Raw genomic sequence first — 22,437 nt, forward strand, 5'->3', positions numbered from 1 at the left:
AAGCAGAAACGTCAAAAGTGCGTTTCTGCCATAATTTTAGACAGCTTTTGTTCCATTAATATATACATTTTTTATTGTATTATTCAAATCAATCAAACTTTTAGTACAAATAATAAAGTCAGCATCTTTGCCTTCTTTGATTGAACCTAGTCTATTATCTAAATGTAAGATCTTAGCTGGATTGATTGTGATGGCCTTGATGGCTTCTTCTTCAGGTAGTCCTGCTTTATGGGCTAGGGCTGCATTGATTGGAAGATATTGTTGGGGATTGAATGGGGAATCGGTTGTGATCGCAAATAAGATGCCTTTTTCATACATTTTATTTGGTGTTTCAAATGAATCGTTGGCACATTCAAATTTATCTTTGTGACAAAGACTTGGTCCACAAATACATGGAAAACCACTTTCTTTGATTTGGTCTAGAATCACTCTTGAATCGGTCGCATGATCTAGAGTGATTTCAATATCATATTCTTTTGCGATACGAATGGCCGTCAACATATCATCAGCTCTGTGGGCATGACACTTTAATGGGATTTCTTTTTTGATGACTGGAATCATGGCTTCGAGTTTTTGATCATAATCTACATCTTTACCTGAATCTTTCTTCATCATGTATTCCTTTGTCTTTTCCAATGTTTCTCTAAGTAATGCACTGATCTGCATACGTGTATCAATGTTTTTTCCTTTGTAACAATTCTTTGGGTTTTCACCGAATGCTGCCTTCATCGCAATTGGATTTTGAATGGTCATTTCATCAATACAATTTCCCTTTGTCTTATACGCAAAGAAAGTTCCACCAATCACATTGGCACTACCAGGACCTGCAGCTACTGTTGTGATACCGGCTTCTAATGCAGTTTGGACCGTTTCATCCATTGGATTGCATCCATCAATACCACGCATGTTTGGTGTAATTGGATTTGTGATTTCATTTAAATCATTGCCTTCAAAACCAATAGCCGTTTCTTCCATGCCCAAATGACAATGGGCTTCTACCATGCCTGGATATACATTGAATCCAGTAAGGTCTTGTGTATCTTCATTGTTTTTAGGACTTAAATTCTTTCCAATCTCTGTGAATACACCTTTATCGACTCGAAAATCACCAACGAATGGATCTTGTTCCATGGTATAAATAGTGGCGTTTTTAAAAAGCATTAAGCTGCCTTCTTTCCATCTACATATACTGCCGTGATTTCATTTTGTGTATCAAGAATGTTCTTTGTACAAACGACAAAGTCAGCATCTTTACCAACTTTAATGGAACCAACACGATTATCTAAACCTAAAATCTTAGCTGGATTGATTGTGATGGCTTTAATGGCTTCATATTCTGGAAGTCCTGCTTTAGCGGCTAGGGCTGCACTTAAAGATAGGTATTGTTGAGGAATTACTGGAGAGTCGGTAATGATAGAGAATAAGATACCTGCTTTATATAGTTCATTTGGTGTTTCAAAAGACATATTCGCAAGTTCAAATTTTGATTTGTGAGTCAATGCAGGTCCACAAATACATGGGAATCCACTTTCTTTGATTTGAGGAAGAATACATCTTGCATCCGTAACATGATCTAATGTAATCTTGATATTTTCTTCTTTTGCGATACGAATGGCTGTTAAGATATCATCAGCTCTATGAGCATGACACTTTAATGGAAGCTCTCTTTTGACAACAGGAATCATAGCCTCTAATTTTTGGTCATAAGCGACATCTTTACCAGATTCTTTTTTCTTCATGTATTCCTTTGTCTTTTCCAATGTTTCTCTTAATAATGCACTGATCTGCATACGCGTATCAATTTTCTTTCCCTGATAACAACGCTTAGGATTTTCTCCGAATGCTGCCTTCATAGCCAAAGGATTTTCAATTGTCATTTCATCAATACAGTTACCTACAGTTTTATACGCAAAGAAAGTACCACCAAGTACGTTAGCACTACCAGGACCAGCAGCAACTGTAGTAACACCACCTTTTAAAGCTTCATGAATGGTTTCATCCATTGGATTACATCCATCAATACCACGCATGTTTGGTGTGATTGGATCTGTGATCTCATTTACATCATCCCCTTCAAAGCGAATGGCTGTTTCTTCCATACCCAAGTGGCAATGACTTTCCACTAAACCTGGAAATACATAAAGACCATTTAAATCTTGTACATCTTCTCCTTCACTTGCTGATAAATTTGTTCCTACTTCTGTAAATACACCTTTATCGATTTTAAAATCACCTACAAAAGGGTCTTGTTCCATTGTGTAAATCGTTGCGTTTTTAAATAACATTATGCTTCCTTCTTTCCATTGACATATACTGTCTTAATTTCATTTTGTGTGTCTAATATATTTTTTGTGCAAACGACAAAGTCTGCATCTTTACCAACTTTAATAGATCCAATACGATCATCTAGTTTTAAAATCTTAGCTGGATTGATTGTGATGGCCTTAATGGCTTCATATTCTGGTAGTCCTGCCTTATGAGCTAGAGCAGCACTTAAGGATAAGTATTGTTCGGGTACAACAGGAGAGTCTGTGATAATACAGAATGGAATACCAGCTTTATAGAATTCATTGGCCGTTTCAAAAGACATATTTTTTACTTCATACTTTGATTTATGTCCTAAACAAGGTCCTAGAATACATGGAAAACCACTTTCTTTGATTTGTGGAATAATGCTTCTTCCATCTGTCACATGATCTAATGTGACTTCAATATCATATTCTTTCGCAATACGAATGACAGTCAAAATATCGTCAGCTCTATGACAATGACATTTTAATGGCATTTGTTTTTTTATGACTGGAATCATAGCTTCTAGCTTTTGATCATAGTCTACATCTTTACCAGATTCTTTTTTCTGAATGTATTCTTTAGTTTTAGCTAGAGTTTCTCTAAGTAAGGCACTGATCTGCATACGCGTATCAATTTTCTTTCCCTTATAACAACGCTTAGGATTTTCTCCGAATGCTGCCTTCATAGCTAAAGGATTTTGAATGGTCATTTCATCAATACAATGACCTGCAGTTTTATACGCAAAGAAAGTTCCACCAATGACATTTGCACTACCAGGTCCTGCAGCTACGGTTGTAACGCCTGATTTTAAAGCTTCTTCAATCGTCTCATCCATTGGATTACAACCATCAATTCCACGAATGTTTGGTGTGACTGGATCTGTGACTTCATTTCCATCTTCACCTTCAAAACCAATGGAAGAACATACCATACCTAAATGGCTGTGGGCATCAATAAGGCCTGGAAATACGTAAAGACCTTTTAAATCTTGTACTTCTTCATCTTTTGGACTTAAATCTTTTCCAATTTCAGTAAATACACCTCTATCGATTCTAAAATCACCAACGAATGGTTCTTGTTCCATAGTATAAATAGTGGCGTTTTTAAATAACATTACACAGCCTTCTTTCCATCGACATAAACGGCTTTGATTTCATTTGTCGTATCAAGAATATTCTTTGTACAAATGATAAAGTCAGCATCTTTACCAGATTTAATTGAACCAATTCGATCATCTAATTTTAAGATCTTAGCTGGATTGATTGTGATGGCTTTAATAGCTTCTAGTTCATCCATACCTTCTTTTGCGGCAAGAGCTGCACATAAAGACAAATACTGTTCTGGAATAACTGGAGAATCGGTTGTGATGGAAACTAGGATTCCAGCTTTATTTAGTACGCCTGGCGTTTTAAAGGATTTGGATTTCAATTCAAATTTTGTCTTATGACCAAAGCTTGGTCCACAAATACATGGGAATCCACTTTCTTTGATTTGTTCCACAATACATCTTGCGTCTGTCGCATGATCTAAAGTGACTTCAATATCATATTCTTTCGCAATACGAATGACAGTCAAGATATCATCCGCTCTGTGGGCATGACACTTTAATGGAAGTTCTCTTTTAACAACAGGAATCATAGCCTCTAGTTTTTGATCATAAGCTACATCTTTACCAGATTCTTTTTTCTGAATGTATTCCTTTGTCTTTTCCAATGTTTCCCTTAATAATGCACTAATCTGCATACGCGTATCAATGCTTTTTCCTTGATAACAACGCTTAGGATTTTCACCAAAGGCTGCCTTCATCGCAATTGGATTTTGAATTGTCATTTCATCAATACAACTTCCTTTTGTCTTATACGCAAAGAAAGTACCACCAAGAACGTTAGCACTTCCAGGACCTGCAGCTACAGTAGTAACACCACCTTTTAATGCGAGTTCTACAGTTTCATCCATTGGATTACATCCATCAATACCTCGCATGTTTGGTGTGATTGGATCTGTGATTTCATTGACATCATTCCCTTCAAAGCGAATGGCTGTTTCTTCCATACCTAAGTGGCAATGGCTTTCAACTAAACCAGGGAATACATAAAGACCATTTAGATCTTGTACATCTTCTCCTTCATTGGTTGTTAAATTTGTTCCTACTTCTGTAAATACACCTTTATCGATTTTAAAATCACCTACAAAAGGGTCTTGTTCCATTGTGTAAATGGTTGCGTTTTTGAATAACATATAATCACCTCTAGAATCTATTGTATCACGTTATGAAAAATATTACATACAAGATGAAAATTATTTGTAAATGAAAATCTTTTGTTTTTCAACTCCTTATTCTATATAATGATTCTTGGTGAGTTTATGAAAAAAGTTAAAAGAAAAGTGAATAGAAAAAGAATTGTTATTGTCGTATTGATTCCCATACTTTGTATCGCATTATTGATTGCGAATTTTACAAGTATTCGATTGAGTATTAAGGGATATCATAAAGAGGATAAAAAGGTTGTATTAAATTTAGAGAAAGATGACATCAAAGATATCTTGGACTATGATCAAATTATTGATATTTCAAAGTGGGATAAGGTGAAAAATGATTCGCACTACTTATTGTATGATGAGTATTACAGGGCTTCTAAAAAGAGTGTAAAGAAAGTTGTGTATTATATTGATTCTTACTATGAAAGAATGGAAGATTTAAATTATTTGGGATATACAAAAGATGTATTATTTAAAAACTCAGATGTATATACCATTTCAAATTTGGATACTTTAATTTCGGCAAGCGTACCTTATAAAAAGGCGAAGAAATATTTGGCTATTAAAGGCGCACAAATTAAGGATATCAAGGATTATGTGGATTCTGGATTAAAACCATTAAAGGCTGTATTATCCGTTTCTTATCCAGGCATTGATTCAAGTAAGCGCGATGATCGTACATATACAATTGAGGATCCCGCAAATCTATTGGTTCTAATTAAAAATGGTTTCAGTGTTCCAAGTGATTATGTTCCAAGTGATTTAAGAGATGTGAATATTCCATATGAAAGTGAAGTTGGACAATTAAGAGATGAGGCGGCAACTGCACTTGAAAATATGTATAATGATGGATTAAAACATGGTTATAGTATCGCAATCAAGAGTTCGTATCGTTCTTATGAAACACAACTTGAAGTTTATAATGATTATTTTGCGATGTATGATGCGGCTTATGCGGCAAGCTTAGTTTCGATTCCAGGATCAAGTGAACACCAATGTGGATTGAGTGTGGATTTAACAAGTCAAAGTGTAATGGATGGAGAATATGGAACGTTTGGAGAATCACCAGACTATGATTGGGTTGAAGAAAATGCCTATAAATATGGTTTTATTTTGCGTTTCCCAGAAAATGCAGGTGATAAAACAGGTGCTACAAATGAGCCATGGCACTTTAGATATGTAGGAAAAGAAGCAGCTAAAGAAATTCATGATAAAGGATGGATCTTAGAGGATTATATTGAACATCATGGATTTAGTTACAATTTGCGTTTAAATTGACGAATATAAAGGAATTAGTTTAAACTAACTACAGGTGATAATTATGTGGTTAGGATTACTAATTCCTTTTTTTGGTACTACTTTAGGTGCTGCTTGTGTATACTTTTTAAAAAATAAAAATAATGAACTTTTATCTAGATGTTTTTCTGGTATTGCATCCGGTGTTATGGTGGCCGCAAGTATTTGGTCTTTATTGATTCCAGCGATGGAACAAGAAAAGAATATTTTGATTATTGTACTTGGTATATTCTTAGGTGCTGTGTTGCTTCTAGGATTGGATTGTATTGTTCCTCATATGCATCCTGGAACAAATGATGAAGAGGGAAAAGAATCGCATCTAAAGAAGACGACAAAGCTAGTATTTGCGGTTACTTTACATAATATTCCAGAAGGTATGGCTGTTGGTGTGGTACTAGCACAAGCTATTCAAACAGGAAGTATATATCCGGCTTTAGCTTTATCCATAGGGATTGCGATACAAAACTTTCCGGAAGGTGCTATTTTATCTTTACCCTTAAAGAGTAATGGATATTCGAAGCATAAGGCATTTTTAGTTGGTAGTCTTTCAGGTATTGTCGAGCCTATATTTGGCTATGTCACAATTCTATTTTCAAATTGGATCTTACAATGTCTACCTTTGTGTTTAAGTTTTGCGGCAGGTGCAATGTTGTTTGTGGTGATTGAAGAACTGGTTCCTGAAATGGCACAAGGAAAACATTCAAATATACCAACACTTTCTTTCTTATTTGGCTTTTGTATCATGATGGTGTTGGATGTAATTTTAGGATAAGCTTTCATTTTTTTCAGAAAAGAGTTACAATTATTTTACATAATGTAGAAGACCAATCGGAATTCTGCATTTTCTTTTGGGAAGGGTGAAGGCGTTGGAAAGTACAGATTTATTAAAGGGAAGTATATGGAAGTCGATTTTGATTTTTTCTTTACCATTACTTGTAGGAAATTTATTTCAACAATTATATAATACGGTCGATTCGTATGTGGTAGGAAACTTTGTCAGTTCACATGCCCTTGCAGCCGTAGGACAATCTACTTCGATCATCAACATGTTAGTTGGATTCTTTATGGGATTATCAACCGGTGCTGGTGTTGTGATTGCACAATATTTTGGGGCAAAAGAAATAAAAAAGATGCAGGATTCGATTCATACATCTTTAGCTTTAACTTTAGTTTTATGTGTATTGTTTACTTTTTTAGGAATTTTATTGGCAAAACCCATCTTAGTTATGATTGGCTCACCTAAAGAAGTTTTACCTTTGGCTGTAATCTATCTTCAAATCTATTTTGCGGGCGTCTCCTTTTCTCTTATTTATAATATGGGAGCTGGAATATTAAGGGCTTTGGGTGATAGTAAAAATCCATTGATCTACTTAGTAGTATCGAGTTTAGTTAATATTGTATTAGACTTTGTGTTTGTGATTTACTTTCACTTAGGTGTTGCCGGCGTTGGTATTGCGACAACATTAGCACAACTTGTATCTGCCATTCTTGTCATGTATGAATTGATGCATACAGATAAAGATTATAAGGTATATATTTCTAAGATTCGTTTTTCAAAACCAATTCTATCAAGAATTATTTCGATTGGTATTCCGGCAGCATTACAAAATAGTATTGTTTCCTTTTCCAATGTGATCGTACAATCGTATATTTCTAGATTTGGTTCAGCCGCTGTTGCAGGATATAGTACAACAACGAAATTAGATGGTTTCTTGCAGCTTCCAATTCAAAGTTTCTCTATGGCCATTACGACATTTGTGGGACAGAACTATGGGGCTCAAAATTATAAGCGTGTAAGAAAAGGTTTATATACAACACTATTGATGTGCGAAGTTATTATCGCATTAGGAGCTTTCTTGATTTATACAAATGGAGAATTCTTAGTTGGTCTATTCTCACAAGATAAGGATGTGATTATAGCTGGTGTAACTATGATTTCTGTCTTTGCGCCAGGCTATATCTTCCTTCCTTTATCCCATATTACAGCAGGTGCACTAAGGGGTGTTGGCCTATCGAAAGTACCAATGTATTCAATGATTTTATGTTTTGTTATTTTAAGACAAGTCTATTTATTTGTGGCAACAAAGTTTAGTTCAGAATTAATTACTGTATTCTTAGGTTGGCCACTAACATGGATCGTAAATGCAGCACTATTAATGGGGTATTATCATATATATTCAAAGAAATTAGTAAGAGGCGATATTTATTAATCGTCTCCTTTTTTATACCCTTGAAGCTAAAATGATAAATGGGTATAATGGGTATAACAGATGGTAGGTGATTATATATGAATCATGAAGAAATAATAGCTCGTATTGCCCAAATAGAGCGTGAGATTGCCGTTTTACCGGCTGGTGGTGTTTCTAAAAAGAATGTACATGGTAAAGTTTATTATTATCATAGAATCACTCAGAATGGTAAGCGAACAGAAAAATATGTAAAAGCCGAAGATGTTGATGAACTTAAATCGAATATTGAGAAAAGAAAAAAATTAGAAAAGGAATTAAAAAAATTAAAACAGTGTATGCCTAAAGAAAAAAATCTTGATTTTAAGACAAAGGTGATTGTTGGGGATAGATTAAAATCTTTAGTTTCAATTACACGAAACTATAAAAAAAGAGAATGTATTCAAATGCTTAGAGATTATATTTTCAAAGATATAGCTGATAAAGTGTTCATATTGTATGGATTAAGACGAACTGGAAAAACAACATTGATTCGTCAGATTATCTTAGAATTGTCTGAATCTGATTTTGAAAAAGCTGCATTTATTCAAGTTACATCAAGAGATTCTTTATCCGATATTGATGAAGATTTAAGATTGTTAGAAAAAAATGGATATAAATATGTGTTTTTAGATGAAGTTACATTGATGGAAGATTTCATTGAAGGAGCTGCTTTGTTTTCGGATATTTATGCCAGTAGCGGAATGAAGATTGTTCTTTCTGGTACGGATTCGCTTGGTTTTGCGTTTTCTAAAGAAGAACAATTATATGATCGATGTATTATGCTACATACTACATTTATACCATACAGAGAATTTGAGAATGTACTTGGTATATATGGGATTGATGAGTATATACGTTATGGTGGAACAATGAGTCTTGGTGGAATCAATTATAATGCGAGCACACCATTTTCAAACATTAAGGATACAGAAGAGTATATTAATACTTCGATTGCGAAGAATATCCAACATTCTTTAAAGATATATCAATATGGCGGTCATTTTCGTCAACTCTTAGATCTATATGAAAAAGGAGAGCTTACGAATGTGATTAATCGAGTAGTTGAAGATATGAATCATAGATTTACAAAAAGTGTTGTAGAAAGTACATTTAAGTCTCACGATATAGGAGTCACTGCCAATAATTTATTGAGAGATAGAGTGGATCCAATAAATATTCGAAAACATATGGAACTAGATAAGGTGACTTCTGGCATTAAGGAAATGCTTGATATTTTAAATAAGGAAGAACAAAGTATTGATATTAGTGATGCGCATATGACTCAAATTAAAGAGTATCTAGCGATATTAGATTTGATAAAAGAAATTGATTTAGAATATTTGCCGGAAGTAAACCAAAAGAGAAAAATTGTAGTGGTTACACAACCTGGTTTAAGATATGCGCAAGCCGAGGCCATTGTTGAAAAACTTCTTTTAGATGAAAAATTCCAAGAGTTAGATGTCCAAAAAAGGACACGTATTTTAGAACGTTTACTTAATGAAATTCGTGGCAGAATGATGGAGGATATTATTCTATTGGAAACAAAACTTGCGAAAAAAGATAAACATGTTTTTAAATTGCAATTTCCAATTGGTGAGTTTGATATGGTTGTGCAAGATCCAAAAACATTATCTTGTGAGATTTACGAAATCAAATACAGTAACCAACGAGTTCGAGAACAATATCGACATATAAATGATGAAGAAAAATGTGCAATGACTACACATCGATATGGAAGTATAACTGGACGTTATGTGATTTATCGTGGAGAAAATACAGAAATGGAGAGTATTCAGTATTTAAATGTTGAAGATTATTTAAAGAGTTTATAGGGATGGACTATTGTTGAACAAAAAACATGGGCAATGTACTAACCCATGTGTATAGCTTGTTTTTTTCTTTGTTTCGAATTTGGAATGTTTAATTCTTTTCTATATTTAGATATGGTTCTTCTGGATGCGTAGAGTTCCATATTCTCTAATTCCTCTACGATTTCTTCATCTTGTAGAGGATTTTCTTTATCTTCCACTTCAATCAATAATTGAATGGCTTTTTGAATTGAGTCTTTACTACTTCCTTTGTGTGTCTTTGAAATGAATAGATCTTTGATTGGATACATATGATCATTAAATTCATAATATTTATCACTCAAAGTTCTAGAAACGGTTGAAATCGAGTAGCCAGATTCTTGCGCGATTTCTTTAAGTGTACATTCTTTTAAATCATCTTGAAATAGAAAATAATTCTTTTGATGCGTAATCAGTATATTTGCGAGTAGAAGGATCGTTTTATTTCGGCGGTTGATACTATCAATATAAAACTTAGCTTCATTTAAATATTTTTTAGCTTCTTTTGACAATTTTACTTCTTCACAATGAAGGGATAGATTGCCCATTTCTTTAGGGATGATTTTTAATTGATCCTCTACAATTTCAATTGTGAATTCAGGTAAAGCTAAATTTGTCGTACTTTCTGTGTCATATTCACTGCATGGAAAGGGATTGCACTCTTGCATGTGAGCTAATTCATCGAATACAGATTCATAAGGTATATCTAAGGATTCAGAAATCGTATAGAAATCTTTTTCTTCAAGTTCCTTTGAATAATCTTTTAGAATCGTATAGGCGATTGTATAGCCTTTTTCTTTTAATTGAATCATTAATGCGTCCACACTGCTCTTGGCAGCCACACCAATGGGTTCAAAGGTTTGAATGAAGTGTAATGTATCTGTAAACTCTTCTTTAGTACATTTTAAATCTTCTAGAACAACACTTAAGTCATAGTTAAAGAAGCCATGACTATCCAAGGATTCAATAATATAATTCGCAATGGTTTCATGATACTTTTCTTTTGTTGTGTGTAGCTGTAGATATAACTCATCCTTTAGACTTGGCTTATTTGAAATACCGGCTTCTAAATATTGTTGGATATCTTGACTGGGTGTGTATTCTAAGAAAGGATTATTTTGACTAACTTCATGAAGTAAATCAGAAAGGCTTTGTCTATCTTTACTTAATATTTCAAGATGTGACTTTAGTCCAGTTGTCATATGTAATGTTTGTTTGTATGTTTGCGTATAGATTAAGTCTTGTTTCATGTATATATGTTAACATATAAGTGTTATAATAAATAATAAATTGAGAATTAAACAAAGGAACTATATATATTATTCCAATAATAGCGAGCAGATAATTAAAATGAAAGGAGAAAAAGAAGTATTTTGATAATAAATATTTCATAACGGGATAAACATGATAGATAAAGTATTGGTGTACATTTTAGCATGCTGCAATAATAATGAATTTGATCAGACAACGGTTACAAACTTGAGTGAAAATCTAAAGGTTAGTCGTTCACAGGTGTCTGTTGTATTAAATAAATTGGTGAAGGAAAATAAGCTTGTTCGTATCGAATCTAAGCCTTTTTGTTTTATTTCAGTTGAATATTTGAAAAAAAAGGAATTTCTTTTAAAGCGTATGTTTATGAAAGTCTTGATGAATTATTGTCAAATCAAGAAAAAAAAGATTTTGAAAAGTTAGTAGGTGTCAATCACTCTTTATTACAAACAGTTAAGCAATGTAAGGCTACGATTTCATATCCGCCAAGTGGATTGCCAATGTTGCTTTATGGTCCAACAGGAACAGGTAAGTCTTTGATTGCAAAGCTAACGTATGAGTGGGCTAGAAATCATGCGATTATTGCCAAAGATGGACAGTTTGTGCAGGTCAATTGTAGTGAATATGCCAACAACCCTGAATTATTAACAGCCAATTTATTTGGCCATGTCAAAGGGGCTTTTACGGGAGCCGAAAAAGATAATGAGGGTTTGATTGCGTTAGCTGATAATGGCGTCTTATTTTTGGATGAGGTGCATGAATTAAAGGCGGAATGCCAGGAAAAGTTATTCTTGTTTATGGATCAAGGTATTTATCATCGTGTAGGGGATAATGAAAAGTGGTATAAATCTAATGTTCGTATTGTGTTTGCGACAACGGAAGATCCTGGTAAAGTATTATTGAAAACATTGATGCGTCGTATCCCGATGACGATTATGATTCCAAGTCTTGAAGAAAGAGGTACACAGGAACGTATCGAGTTGCTTTATTATCTTTTCCATCAGGAAGAGGAAAGGCTAAATTGTCAGATTAAAATGAGCAATAAAGTATATAATGTTTTATTACAAAGTAAAATGCCCGGTAATATTGGTCAATTAAAAAGTAGTGTACAATCTTGCTGCATCAATTCCTTATTTGATAAGGTGGATGATGAGCTTGTGATTCATTTAAATCATTTGCCACAAGAACTGTTACAACAAGTATATAAAAGTAAAAAAGCAGTTTTGGATGATGATGAATATATTTTTATAGATGACTTACAGGGTTATTATAATGGGACTAAAGAGATTATTCAGCTGAATGAAAATCTACTAGAATCCTATAGAAAATACAGAGATGAACATATGACATTGTCTAGTTTTATGAAAGCTGAAAAGAATTATGTTCAGAAGTATTTTGATAGCTTGATTTTTAGAAAGAAAGAATCGAGTCAGATTGATTATTATAATCGTGGTATTCAACATATTTTTGATTTGATTGAGTCAAGATATGGGTTGAAAATTACAAATAATGAAACATTAGCTATCGCATCTTATTTGGATGAGATCCATCATGAGTATCATGATTTAAGAAGCTGGTTTTTAAAACACGAAGAAGAATGTGAAGATTTATATCAATTGTTGCAGGAAGAGTTTTTTAGAGCGACAAAGGTATCTTTAGAAATCTGTACATATTTAAAGTCATATTTAGAAATGGATATATATTCTATAATTGTATGTGTTTTTATTTTCTATGTTTACAATGATAAAAAAGATTCAAGATTAACGCAAAAAGCAGCTGTTATTCTAGCTCATGGCTTTTCTACTGCTTCAAGTATTGCAGATGCAGCCAATCGTTTTTTAGGACAGTATATATTTGATGCGTTAGATATGCCTTTATATGTAGATACAAATGCAATGATTGAGAAGTTGAATCTCTATTTGGATCGTATTGGCAAGGTAAAAGAATTATATTTATTAGTAGATATGGGAAGCCTAGAGGATATTTATAAGGGACTGAATATTGAAAATGCGAATATAGGGATTCTTAACAATGTGAGTACGCCGATTGCTCTAGAGATTGGCAATGGAATTCGTAATCATGTGGAGATGGAAGATTTATTAAAAAATACAATTGATGCATTCAATATTAGTTTTACGTACCATCTTGAAAAGAATAAATTAAAACAGCCGGTAATTTTATGTTCTTGTGCTAGTGGTTTAGGAACTGCCCAAAAATTAAAATTGATGTTAGAACAATCATTTCCAGATGGAATCAATTTGGATGTGAAGACATTGAATTATTCGGAATTGATTGAATTAGGTAAAAAGAACAATGTGTTTGAAGAATATGATGTTTTGTGTGTAGTTGGAACGTTAGATCCAAATATGGAGGATATTCCATTTGTGGGTATTGAAGATTTGATTATTGAAGATACATTTGGTGACTTTAATCAATATTTTAAAGACTATATGGATGAAGAACAATTAAATCAATTTGATAAGAATATATTACATAATTTTTCTTTGTCAAATCTTATGAACACGCTTATTATATTGAATCCAACAAAATTATTAGAGCAAGTTGCCAATGCACTGGATGTTCTACAAAAGTATTTGGGTATTCGATTTAGTAATCGTACTAGTTTTGGATTGTATGTGCATATTTGTTGTTTGATTGAAAGATTAGTTGTTTCTCGTATGGGTGAATATAAACCAAGCCTGGATTTTTTAAGAGAACATAAAGATTTTGTAGAATATGTTAAAAAGGCATTCAAACCAGTTGAAGATTTCTATGGGGTTGAAATTCCTACAGAGGAAATAATTTATATTTTTAATTATGTAGAGAATAATTAGGTGGATTTTTAAATAATCCATCTTTTTTACGGATGATTTCTATGGCACAAAATTTGCTGGTATATAAATGAATAAAGGTAATTGATGGAGAGGAGGATAATATACCCATTTGACATGAAAAGGTAATGGAAACCTTGTGAATTAGAAATTATTTACGAAAGAAGAGGAGAAAAAAATGACAAATGCTTTAATGCAACAAGTAGATAGTTTAAAAGAATTAGCGCATACACAATTTAATACAGCGTTTTCTAATGCGCAGCAAGTTATGACGTTTACTGAAATATCAAATATTAGAAGAATTTATATTGCTGGATTAGGAGATTCATATGCCTGTGCATTAGGATTGGTAAAACTATTTAAAAAATATAGTGATACATACGGAGTGGATGTTGTAACACCAATGCACTTTACGCGTTTTGCAAAGAATAATAATTTTGATAAGGGAGAACCCAACAGTACATTGATGATTACAATCAGTAATGGTGGAGAATCGTCAAGAATTGTTGAAACAGTTACAAAAGCAAAAGAAATGAAATTGCTGACTATGGCAATCACTAATAATCCAAATTCAAGAAGTGCAAAATTATCTGATAAAGTGTTGTTAATGGAATTAGAAAAAGTTCCATATGCAACAGTTGGTTTAAGAAGTTATTTAACAATGTTGTATAACTTATTCTCATTTATTTTGCATTTTGGTAGAGTTAGAGGAACAATATCTTCTTATCATGAAGAAGAATTAAAAAATGCAGTTATGCAGCTTTTTGATGAATATGTTGAAAAATATGATGAATTTAAATCTATTACAAAGAAAATTGCTGATGAAATAGAAGATGATGAAATTATTGATTTTATTGGGGATGATACAAGTTATGCTTCAGCTTATTTTGCATCTGCAAAATTTGTTGAATGTTTAGGGTCTTTAATTAGTATTGACGATTCAGAAAACTGGTGTCATATCAATGCTTACTTAAAAAGTGATCGAGCTATTCCAACGTTTATTTTCGCAAATAAATATAGTACTAGTTATTCTAGAGAAGTTGATACAGCTATGCAAGCTATCATGATGAATCGTAGGGTTATTGTTGTGGGAGATGTTAATAAAGAAGATTTTAGTGAAAAAGTAACAATCATTGCTTTACCAGAATGTGAAAAATATAGTTGGATCCACAATTTCTATGAGTATATTCCGTTGAGTATGGTAGTAGCTTATTTACAGGAAAAGAAAAACACTAAAGATTTCTGTACGGAAAAACATTTGAAAAATGCGACTACTAAGAGTAGTAAAATTGAAATTGTTCTTTGAGTATAGGAGATGCTTATATGTTGATAGAAACAGAAATTTTTCTTGAATCTAAAAAGGGTTTAAAATTAACAGAAGAAGTAGAAAAGGTATTGCAAAAGGAAAAAATCACAAATGGTTTAATGTGGGTAAGAGTTAATTCTCCAACCGCAATACTTACACTAACAAATACATTTGATGATAGAACTTATGACGATATTGTAGATGTTATGGATAAAAATTGTCCTACTTTAGTACAATACGAAACAAAGATTTCTCCATTTGATTCTTCAGGTAGAATTAAATCTTCTATGGTTGGAAATCATTTAACATTATGGATTGAAAATGGAAAATGTATGTTGGGTTCTTCACAAGCAATTGTAGCTATTGAATTTGATGGTCCTAAAAAAGTGAAATTAGAAATAGAAATAGTTGTATCAAATCATTTTGAAAAAGATGTGATTAAAGTAGATACCCAACAGCACGGTTTGCATGATGTTACAGATGAAATTAAACATGCCATTGAACAAAATAAGGTAGACTCTGGTTTTGCGTATTTGTTCGTACCGCATTCTACATCAGGTATATGGTTGGCAGAAGATTCAGAAGGATTCATTGATTTAACAAAGTCTTTACTAGATAGAATGGTTCCAGAAATCGCAAACTTTAAGCATCGAGAAACTCCTTCAGATGCTGCCGGTCATATTAAGACATCATTAGCAGGTACATATCTTTTGTTTAAGATTGATGAAGGAAAATGTTTGATTGGAGAAAATAAGCGAATTTATTTCATGGAATTTGATGGTCCGAGGCCAAGAAAAATTCAAATGGTTATATTAACTAAATAAAAAAAGGTAGGAAAAAATATGAATGAAAATAAATGTTTTTTAAAGGATCAAATAGATAGTTTATTTGATTTGTTGCCAATTCAGTTAGAAAATTCAAAGAAAACAATAGAAGAAAATGTTCATAAAGAAGATTTTATGCATTTTAGACATGTGTATATTGTAGCGAGTGGAGATTCTTATATGGCTGCATTGGCAGGTCAACGTGCATTTGAAAAATATGCAAACAAATATGCGGTTCATTATCATGCTGTAAAGGCCATGGAAATTTCGCGTTTTAATGAATTTACAGATAAAGATTTAAATAAACAAACATTAGTGATCGTTATTAGTAAATCAGGAATTGGTAGTCGAGTGATTGAAGTGTTAGAGCGTGTGAATGCTTTAAATATGACGAGTATGGTAATCACAGATTCTATCGATTCAAAGGCAATTGAATTAGCTAAATATAGTTTATATACAGATACACCAAAATTTACAAATGATAGACCAGCACTTAGAAGTTATTTTGCAGCAATGGTGACTTTATATTTACTTGCATCAAGATTTAGCGAGATGTATGGAAATACTATGAATATGGAAACTATGTCTAAAAATATCTATGACTATATGATGCTATATAAGGATAAAATAGCTGTTTATGATGAGCAAATGATGGGATTAGCTGAAATGTATAAACATGCAAATTCAATTACTTTTGTTGGAGATAGTGATGAACAGTCAAGTTGTAATTTTGCAGTTAGTAAAGTGATTGAAGTAACTGGAATCCATTCAAAGTGTGATGATTCAGAAGAATATGGACATATTAATTATTTTAATCATTATGTATCTACAAACCCAGTGTTTTTTATTGCAAATAGCTTGAATTCAAATATGTCAAGAGTGCTTGAAACAATTAAGCAATCCATTGCGGTAGGAAGACCAACATATTTAATGATTAATGAAAACTCAGAAATTGAAGATATTGAAGGGTTAAACAAAATCATGTTGCCATCTGTAGAAGATGATGTTCTACAACCTTTAGGTTCTTATATTCCTGCAACGATTTTAGCAAATCATATTTCAGATTTGTTAGATGAACCATTATTTAGAGGAAATATTTATCCAGATGGATTTAATACGATTAGAAATAGTAAAATAGTTGTATACGGAGAAGATGGAAATGAAATTATTAGTTGATATAAAAGATAAGTATACAGATATTACAGATATTGTTAATAAAAGTATCTTAGATGAAGGAACTAAAAATGGCATTGTAGTTATTGGATCAGAACAACAAGTTGGATTTATAGAATCAGAAAGTCTTGAATCGATTATAGATTTGGAAAACAATTTAGAATGGATTGCTCCTACTCGATTAATAGACCCTGAAACGGTATGTGATTTGAATGAATTTAAGAATGCTTTGGTAGGTAGTTTTAAAGAATCAGCATTTCGAGATCATAAGCTTATGTTAAATGATATGAAATTGTTTTTGAGATATACAGGTAATGCCGATAAGGTACAAATATATGTAGATTGCATTTCAGAAGAATAGAATTATAAAGTGGCTTAAATCTTCATTAAAGGTTTGAGCTACTTTTTTTGTGGATTCATAAAATTCAGGGAGATATAAAAAATGTAATTAATCGAAGAAAATGAATGATAATTATAAAATTTTAATGTCTATGGTACAATATTTGCTTGTATATAAGTGAACAACCTAAATAGAAAGGAGAAAGATAGATGAGTAGAGTAATATTTGCCTCTCATGGTGGATTATCAAAAGGAATGAAAGACTCAGTTTCAATGATTGTTGGCGATTTGGCAAAAGATGTGGAAACATATAGCTTACTTCCTGGTGAAAATCCTGAAGACTACTATCAAGAGCTTTATAAACAAGCCAACGAGAGTCATGAACAAATATTGGTCTTATGTGACATCAAAGGGGGGAGTGTTCATACAGCTTTATCAAAATTAGCGGTGTTAGATAATGTAATTGTTTTTTCAGGTATGAATATGGGGCTAGCATTAGACGTTGTGTTGAGACATACACAATTAAGTGATAAAGATTTGTTAGATGTTATAACAAATGCCCGTGATGGAATCACTATGATGAAAGAATTAAACCAAATAGAAGGCGAGGACTTCTAAAGAGAGAGTAAAATTTGGCTTAAATTAAATGTTAAGGATGGAGGAAAAATAATGGGAAACAAATTTTTAGATCTATTTAATACAAAGAAACCAGTTATTGGAATGATACATTTGAAAGGAACTAACGATGAGGAAGTATTTGAAATTGCCAAAAAAGAAATTAATGATTTTTATAATAATGGGGTTGATGCTGTAATCGTTGAAAATTATTTTGGTACATATCATAATATGATTCCTGTTTTAGAGTATCTTCAAGAAAATTTTAAAGATTATATTTATGGAGTTAACTGTTTATATATGAATACAATGACATTTGAGTTAGCTATTAAATATGATGCAGACTTTGTACAAATTGATGCAATCTCAGGACATGTAATTGAAAGAGAAGATATTAGTTATGCAGAATTTATTAAATTGTATCGCTCTAGATATTCAGGTGCTGTAATTGGTGGTGTACGTTTTAAACACTGTCCGTATTTATCAGGAAGAACTTTAGAAGAAGATTTAAAAATTGCTATGACGCGTTGCGACGCAATTGCTGTTTCTCAAGATGAAACGGGCCAAGAGACAAGCATGGCTAAGATTCAAGAATTTAGAAATATAATTGGAGATTTCCCATTGATCGTCGGAGCTGGTATGACAGCAGAAAACTGTGTTAAACAATTTGCAGTAGCTGATGGTGGAATCGTGGGAAGTTACTTTAAAGATACATATGAAGTTACTGGAACTGTTGATGTAGAACATGTAAAAAAATTAATAGAGGCTAGAAATAGTTGCTTAAAGGAGGAAAACTGATGATTGTATTATGCCGAGTAGATCATAGATTGTTACATGGTCAAGTTGCATTTACTTGGACACAAAGTGTGGGTTCAAACTGTATTCTAATCGCAAATGATGCGGTAGCTAAAGATGACTTAAGAATGACAGCATTAAGAGTTTCTAAGCCAAACGGTGTCAAATTGGTTATTAAAAGTATTGATGATTCACTTAAAGCATTAAATTCAGGAGTAACAGATAAGTATAAATTAATGATTCTTTGTGAAAGTATTAAAGATGCAGCTAGATTGGTTGAAGGATATGACAAAATCAAAGCTATTAATTTAGGTGGCATTAAAAATGAAGCTGGTAAAAAACAGATTTCAAAAGCAATTTCTGTAAATGAAGAAGAAATTGAAATCTTAAAAAAATTAAATGAAAAAGGTATCAAATTAGAAGTGCGAATGGTACCAGATGATAGTACACAAGATGTAATGAAACTTATTTAAAGTTTAGGAGGAGAAAAATATGGATTTATTAACTGAAACATTGTTGATTACATTGGTAGCAGCTATTGGATTTGCACATGATGGTTTAGGAAGCTTTATGTATAATAGACCAATCATCATGGGTCCGTTAGTAGGATTGGTTTTAGGTGATTTAAGACTTGGTATTATGACAGGTGCAACATTAGAATTGGTTTGGTTAGGTGCTTTCCCAGTTGGAGCAAGCTGTCCTCCAGAAATGGTATCAGGATCTATTATTGGAACAAGCTTCGTTATTAAAACCGGTGGTGATCCAGGTGCGGCAATTGCATTAGCAGTACCAGTAGCAACTTTAGTTTTAATGATTAAGAGTGGTTTAAGAGTTGTAATCACTTCTCCAGTATTCTGTGCTCATGCTGACAAATGTGCAGCCGCAGGTGATGCTAAAGGTGTAGAAAATACAGAAAGAATTGGATGGGCTTTTGAAATTATTTCATTATCATTAATTGTAGGTGTTTCATACTATTTAGGAGTTCCTCAAATCGAGGCAATTATTAAAGCTATTCCAGAATTTGTAAATCATGGTTTGAACGTAGCAACAGGTATTATTCCAGCAATTGGATTCGCAATGTTGTTTAAAATGATTGCTAATAAGGAAGTTGTAGCATTCTTCTTTGGTGGATTCTTACTTTCAGCTTATTTAAAGGTACCAGTATTTGGTGTTGCCTTAATGGCATGTGTAATTGTAGCTCTTATTCTAACAATTAAACAAAATAATAAAACTTGCGTAGTAGAGGAAGGAATGGATGATGACAATGAATTCTAGTGAAAAAAAATTAACTCAAAAGGATTTAATGGGTATCTTTTGGAGATCATTTAGACAAGATGCCGTATGGAACTTTGAACGACAACAAAATTTAGGCTCTGCTTATACAATGTCTAGAGTTGTTGGTAAATTATATGAAGATGATAAAGAAAAACGTGCTCGTGCTTTACAAAGACATGTTGACTTTATGGCAATCACACCACACTTATCAACATTGTTATATGGAATCTTGGCAGCAATGGAAGAAGAAAATGCAAATAATAGTGACTTTGATGAAAGTTCAATCAGTGCGGTTCGTGCTTCATTAATGGGGCCAATTGCTGGTATAGGAGACTCCTTGCTTTGGGGAACATTACGTATTATCGCAGCTGGTATTGCAATTTCATTCTCACAAAATGGAAGTATTTTAGGACCATTGTTATTCTTATTGATTATCAACGTGCCATGTATGATTTTAAGATATGTTTGCTTATTTAAAGGATATGAATTAGGTACTAGTTTCTTTAAAAAGGTTCTTGATTCAGGAATCATGGATACAGTTACTTATGTTGCTTCCGCAATTGGTTTGATGGTAATTGGTTGTATGACAGCTTCAATGGTTGCCTTAGAATTACCATTCATGGTTGGTAGTGGAGATTTCGCTCAACCACTTCAAGGCTATATTGATCAAATCATGCCTTGTTTGTTGCCATTAGCAATTTTTGGACTTATGGTTGCTTTATTAAATAAAAAAATCAAAACTACAACAATTTTGATTTTTACAATTGTAATTAGTATTGCATTAGCTTTCTTTGGAATTGTTTAAAATAATAATTTAGGACGATTTCTACAACAATTACAAATAGCTAGTTTAAAGTATTAAGTTATGTGAAAGTCGCTCCTGGTTATGGAGCGACTTTTGTGTAAAGGAGGGATGGAATGAGTACATTATATGTATCGGATTTAGATGGAACACTTTTAAAAAGTGATGAAACAATATCAGAATATACGGAAAAAGTGATAAATCAATTTATAGATAATGGCGGGTATTTTTCATACGCAACCGCTCGATCTATATTTACTGCAAGTAAAGTAGCTAAAGGAATTCATACAAATATACCAGTGATTGTTTATAATGGGAGTTTTTTAGTAAATACTGATGGAAAAATGTTACTATCAAATTTTTTTGATAAAGAAATTTATGATGTTTTAAATGATTTATTTATGAATGATATTTATCCTATTGTATACACTTTCATTGATGATAAAGAAAAATTTTCATATATACCTAAGCTGTGTACAGACGGAATGAAAAGATTCTTGGATACTCGAAAAGGGGATGTGAGAATTAATGAAGTAAATACTACAGAAGAGTTAAAAAATGGAAGTATATTTTACCTGGCTTGTATAGATACAGCTGAAAAATTAGAGCCTTTTTATTTAAAATATAAAGATAAATATCATTGTGTTTACCAAAGAGATTTTTATACAAATGATCCATGGTTGGAAATCTTACCGTTGGAAGCAAAAAAGTCAAATGCAATCAAACAACTACAGAATTATTTAAAGTGTGATGAACTTGTTGTGTTTGGAAATGGCAAAAATGATATAGATATGTTTCAGGTTGCTGATGAAAGCTATGCAGTTGAAAATGCGTGTGATGAATTGAAAAAGTATGCTACAGGAATGATTGATTCAAATGACAATGATGGTGTAGCAAAATGGATAGAGAATAAAATATAGGAGACATTATGGCAATTAACGCATTGTTTTTTGATATGGACGGATACGGAGACCCTATATCGAAGTGTTTGAATACATTTGTAAAAAACATGATTATTACTTTCTAAAAGAATATTAGCTTAGTATGCTTGGGACAAGTTATTTCGATTATTTGATTTACCATAAGGATTATCCATGGTTAGAGGAAATGTTGGAAATAGCTGATGATGAATTTGTTTCTTATTATGTGAAATGTGCTTGGGTTGTCTTCATCGATGCTCTAAATTTGCGATTTACTATGGAAATAAAAAGACAAAGAGGCATGGTCAGTATAAAAATCCGTATGTGGAACTGTAGTAAGGTCCTTTTTTTGTATACCAAAACATG

21 protein-coding genes are annotated in these 22,437 nt (G+C 32.5%); 16 read left to right on the forward strand and 5 right to left on the reverse strand.

What is annotated here, in order from left to right; translation table 11 throughout:
• Nucleotides 1–36: 36 nt before the first annotated feature.
• From Q0E86_RS00335 to Q0E86_RS00350, 4 genes are read right to left on the reverse strand one after another with little or no spacing between them, the layout of a single operon-like run.
• The gene (locus tag Q0E86_RS00335; RefSeq protein WP_295753996.1) at nt 37–1,161 is read right to left on the reverse strand and encodes an amidohydrolase; all 1,125 of its coding nucleotides are present in this window, start codon (nt 1,159–1,161) and stop codon (nt 37–39) included.
• Nucleotides 1,161–2,285, reverse strand: coding sequence for an amidohydrolase (locus tag Q0E86_RS00340; RefSeq protein WP_295753997.1), 1,125 nt, complete (start codon nt 2,283–2,285; stop codon nt 1,161–1,163). Before Q0E86_RS00340 ends, Q0E86_RS00335 begins: the two co-directional genes overlap by 1 nt.
• Entirely contained in the window at nt 2,285–3,406 is a 1,122-nt protein-coding gene (locus Q0E86_RS00345; RefSeq protein ID WP_295753998.1) for an amidohydrolase, read from the reverse strand. Before Q0E86_RS00345 ends, Q0E86_RS00340 begins: the two co-directional genes overlap by 1 nt.
• Complete coding sequence (locus tag Q0E86_RS00350; RefSeq protein WP_295753999.1) at nt 3,406–4,530, reverse strand: amidohydrolase; 1,125 nt, start codon at nt 4,528–4,530, stop codon at nt 3,406–3,408. The genes Q0E86_RS00345 and Q0E86_RS00350 overlap by 1 nt, the downstream gene beginning before the upstream one ends.
• A gap of 126 nt (nt 4,531–4,656) precedes the next feature.
• On the opposite strand from Q0E86_RS00350, the gene Q0E86_RS00355 reads away from it, so the two are divergent.
• The 4 genes from Q0E86_RS00355 to Q0E86_RS00370 all read left to right on the forward strand — a co-directional run bounded on the left by Q0E86_RS00355 (nt 4,657) and on the right by Q0E86_RS00370 (nt 9,907).
• Entirely contained in the window at nt 4,657–5,829 is a 1,173-nt protein-coding gene (locus Q0E86_RS00355) for a M15 family metallopeptidase (protein WP_295754000.1), read from the forward strand.
• 43 nt (nt 5,830–5,872) lie between these two features.
• Nucleotides 5,873–6,619 carry a ZIP family metal transporter gene (locus tag Q0E86_RS00360; protein WP_295754001.1) on the forward strand — a complete coding sequence of 249 codons (747 nt, stop codon included), beginning with the start codon at nt 5,873–5,875 and terminating at the stop codon, nt 6,617–6,619.
• Nucleotides 6,620–6,704: 85 nt separating this feature from the next.
• Complete coding sequence (locus tag Q0E86_RS00365) at nt 6,705–8,057, forward strand: MATE family efflux transporter (RefSeq protein ID WP_295754002.1); 1,353 nt, start codon at nt 6,705–6,707, stop codon at nt 8,055–8,057.
• Nucleotides 8,058–8,134: 77 nt separating this feature from the next.
• Complete coding sequence (locus Q0E86_RS00370) at nt 8,135–9,907, forward strand: AAA family ATPase (RefSeq protein ID WP_295754003.1); 1,773 nt, start codon at nt 8,135–8,137, stop codon at nt 9,905–9,907.
• Nucleotides 9,908–9,945: 38 nt separating this feature from the next.
• On the opposite strand, the gene Q0E86_RS00375 is transcribed toward Q0E86_RS00370, so the two are convergent.
• A complete protein-coding gene (locus Q0E86_RS00375; RefSeq protein ID WP_295754004.1) occupies nt 9,946–11,172 on the reverse strand; it encodes a LacI family DNA-binding transcriptional regulator in 1,227 nt (408 codons plus the stop codon).
• 154 nt (nt 11,173–11,326) lie between these two features.
• On the opposite strand from Q0E86_RS00375, the gene Q0E86_RS00380 reads away from it, so the two are divergent.
• From Q0E86_RS00380 to Q0E86_RS00435, 12 genes are all read left to right on the forward strand, one after another.
• A complete protein-coding gene (locus Q0E86_RS00380) occupies nt 11,327–11,614 on the forward strand; it encodes a hypothetical protein (protein ID WP_295754005.1) in 288 nt (95 codons plus the stop codon).
• Entirely contained in the window at nt 11,578–14,025 is a 2,448-nt protein-coding gene (locus Q0E86_RS00385; protein ID WP_295754006.1) for a sigma 54-interacting transcriptional regulator, read from the forward strand. Before Q0E86_RS00380 ends, Q0E86_RS00385 begins: the two co-directional genes overlap by 37 nt.
• Before the next feature lie 175 nt (nt 14,026–14,200).
• Nucleotides 14,201–15,328, forward strand: a complete 1,128-nt coding sequence (locus Q0E86_RS00390) for an SIS domain-containing protein (RefSeq protein WP_295754007.1) — start codon at nt 14,201–14,203, stop codon at nt 15,326–15,328.
• A gap of 17 nt (nt 15,329–15,345) precedes the next feature.
• Nucleotides 15,346–16,152, forward strand: a complete 807-nt coding sequence (locus Q0E86_RS00395; protein WP_295754008.1) for a secondary thiamine-phosphate synthase enzyme YjbQ — start codon at nt 15,346–15,348, stop codon at nt 16,150–16,152.
• Between the two features lie 18 nt (nt 16,153–16,170).
• A complete protein-coding gene (locus Q0E86_RS00400) occupies nt 16,171–17,328 on the forward strand; it encodes an SIS domain-containing protein (RefSeq protein WP_295754009.1) in 1,158 nt (385 codons plus the stop codon).
• Complete coding sequence (locus Q0E86_RS00405; protein WP_295754010.1) at nt 17,312–17,686, forward strand: hypothetical protein; 375 nt, start codon at nt 17,312–17,314, stop codon at nt 17,684–17,686. Before Q0E86_RS00400 ends, Q0E86_RS00405 begins: the two co-directional genes overlap by 17 nt.
• A 188-nt stretch (nt 17,687–17,874) precedes the next feature.
• Nucleotides 17,875–18,282, forward strand: coding sequence for a PTS sugar transporter subunit IIA (locus tag Q0E86_RS00410; RefSeq protein WP_295754011.1), 408 nt, complete (start codon nt 17,875–17,877; stop codon nt 18,280–18,282).
• Between the two features lie 51 nt (nt 18,283–18,333).
• Nucleotides 18,334–19,077, forward strand: a complete 744-nt coding sequence (locus tag Q0E86_RS00415) for a BtpA/SgcQ family protein (RefSeq protein WP_295754012.1) — start codon at nt 18,334–18,336, stop codon at nt 19,075–19,077.
• A complete protein-coding gene (locus tag Q0E86_RS00420) occupies nt 19,077–19,547 on the forward strand; it encodes a PTS sugar transporter subunit IIB (RefSeq protein WP_295754013.1) in 471 nt (156 codons plus the stop codon). The genes Q0E86_RS00415 and Q0E86_RS00420 overlap by 1 nt, the downstream gene beginning before the upstream one ends.
• A gap of 19 nt (nt 19,548–19,566) precedes the next feature.
• Nucleotides 19,567–20,349 carry a PTS sugar transporter subunit IIC gene (locus Q0E86_RS00425; RefSeq protein ID WP_295754014.1) on the forward strand — a complete coding sequence of 261 codons (783 nt, stop codon included), beginning with the start codon at nt 19,567–19,569 and terminating at the stop codon, nt 20,347–20,349.
• Nucleotides 20,330–21,154 (forward strand): PTS system mannose/fructose/sorbose family transporter subunit IID, encoded by an 825-nt coding sequence (locus Q0E86_RS00430; RefSeq protein ID WP_295754015.1) that lies wholly within the window; start codon nt 20,330–20,332, stop codon nt 21,152–21,154. The genes Q0E86_RS00425 and Q0E86_RS00430 overlap by 20 nt, the downstream gene beginning before the upstream one ends.
• A 113-nt stretch (nt 21,155–21,267) precedes the next feature.
• Entirely contained in the window at nt 21,268–22,071 is an 804-nt protein-coding gene (locus Q0E86_RS00435; protein ID WP_295754016.1) for an HAD family hydrolase, read from the forward strand.
• The last annotated feature ends 366 nt before the right edge of the window (nt 22,072–22,437 follow it).

It is taken from the genome of uncultured Holdemanella sp. (assembly GCF_934754935.1).
Lineage (GTDB): Bacteria > Bacillota_I > Bacilli_A > Erysipelotrichales > Erysipelotrichaceae > Holdemanella.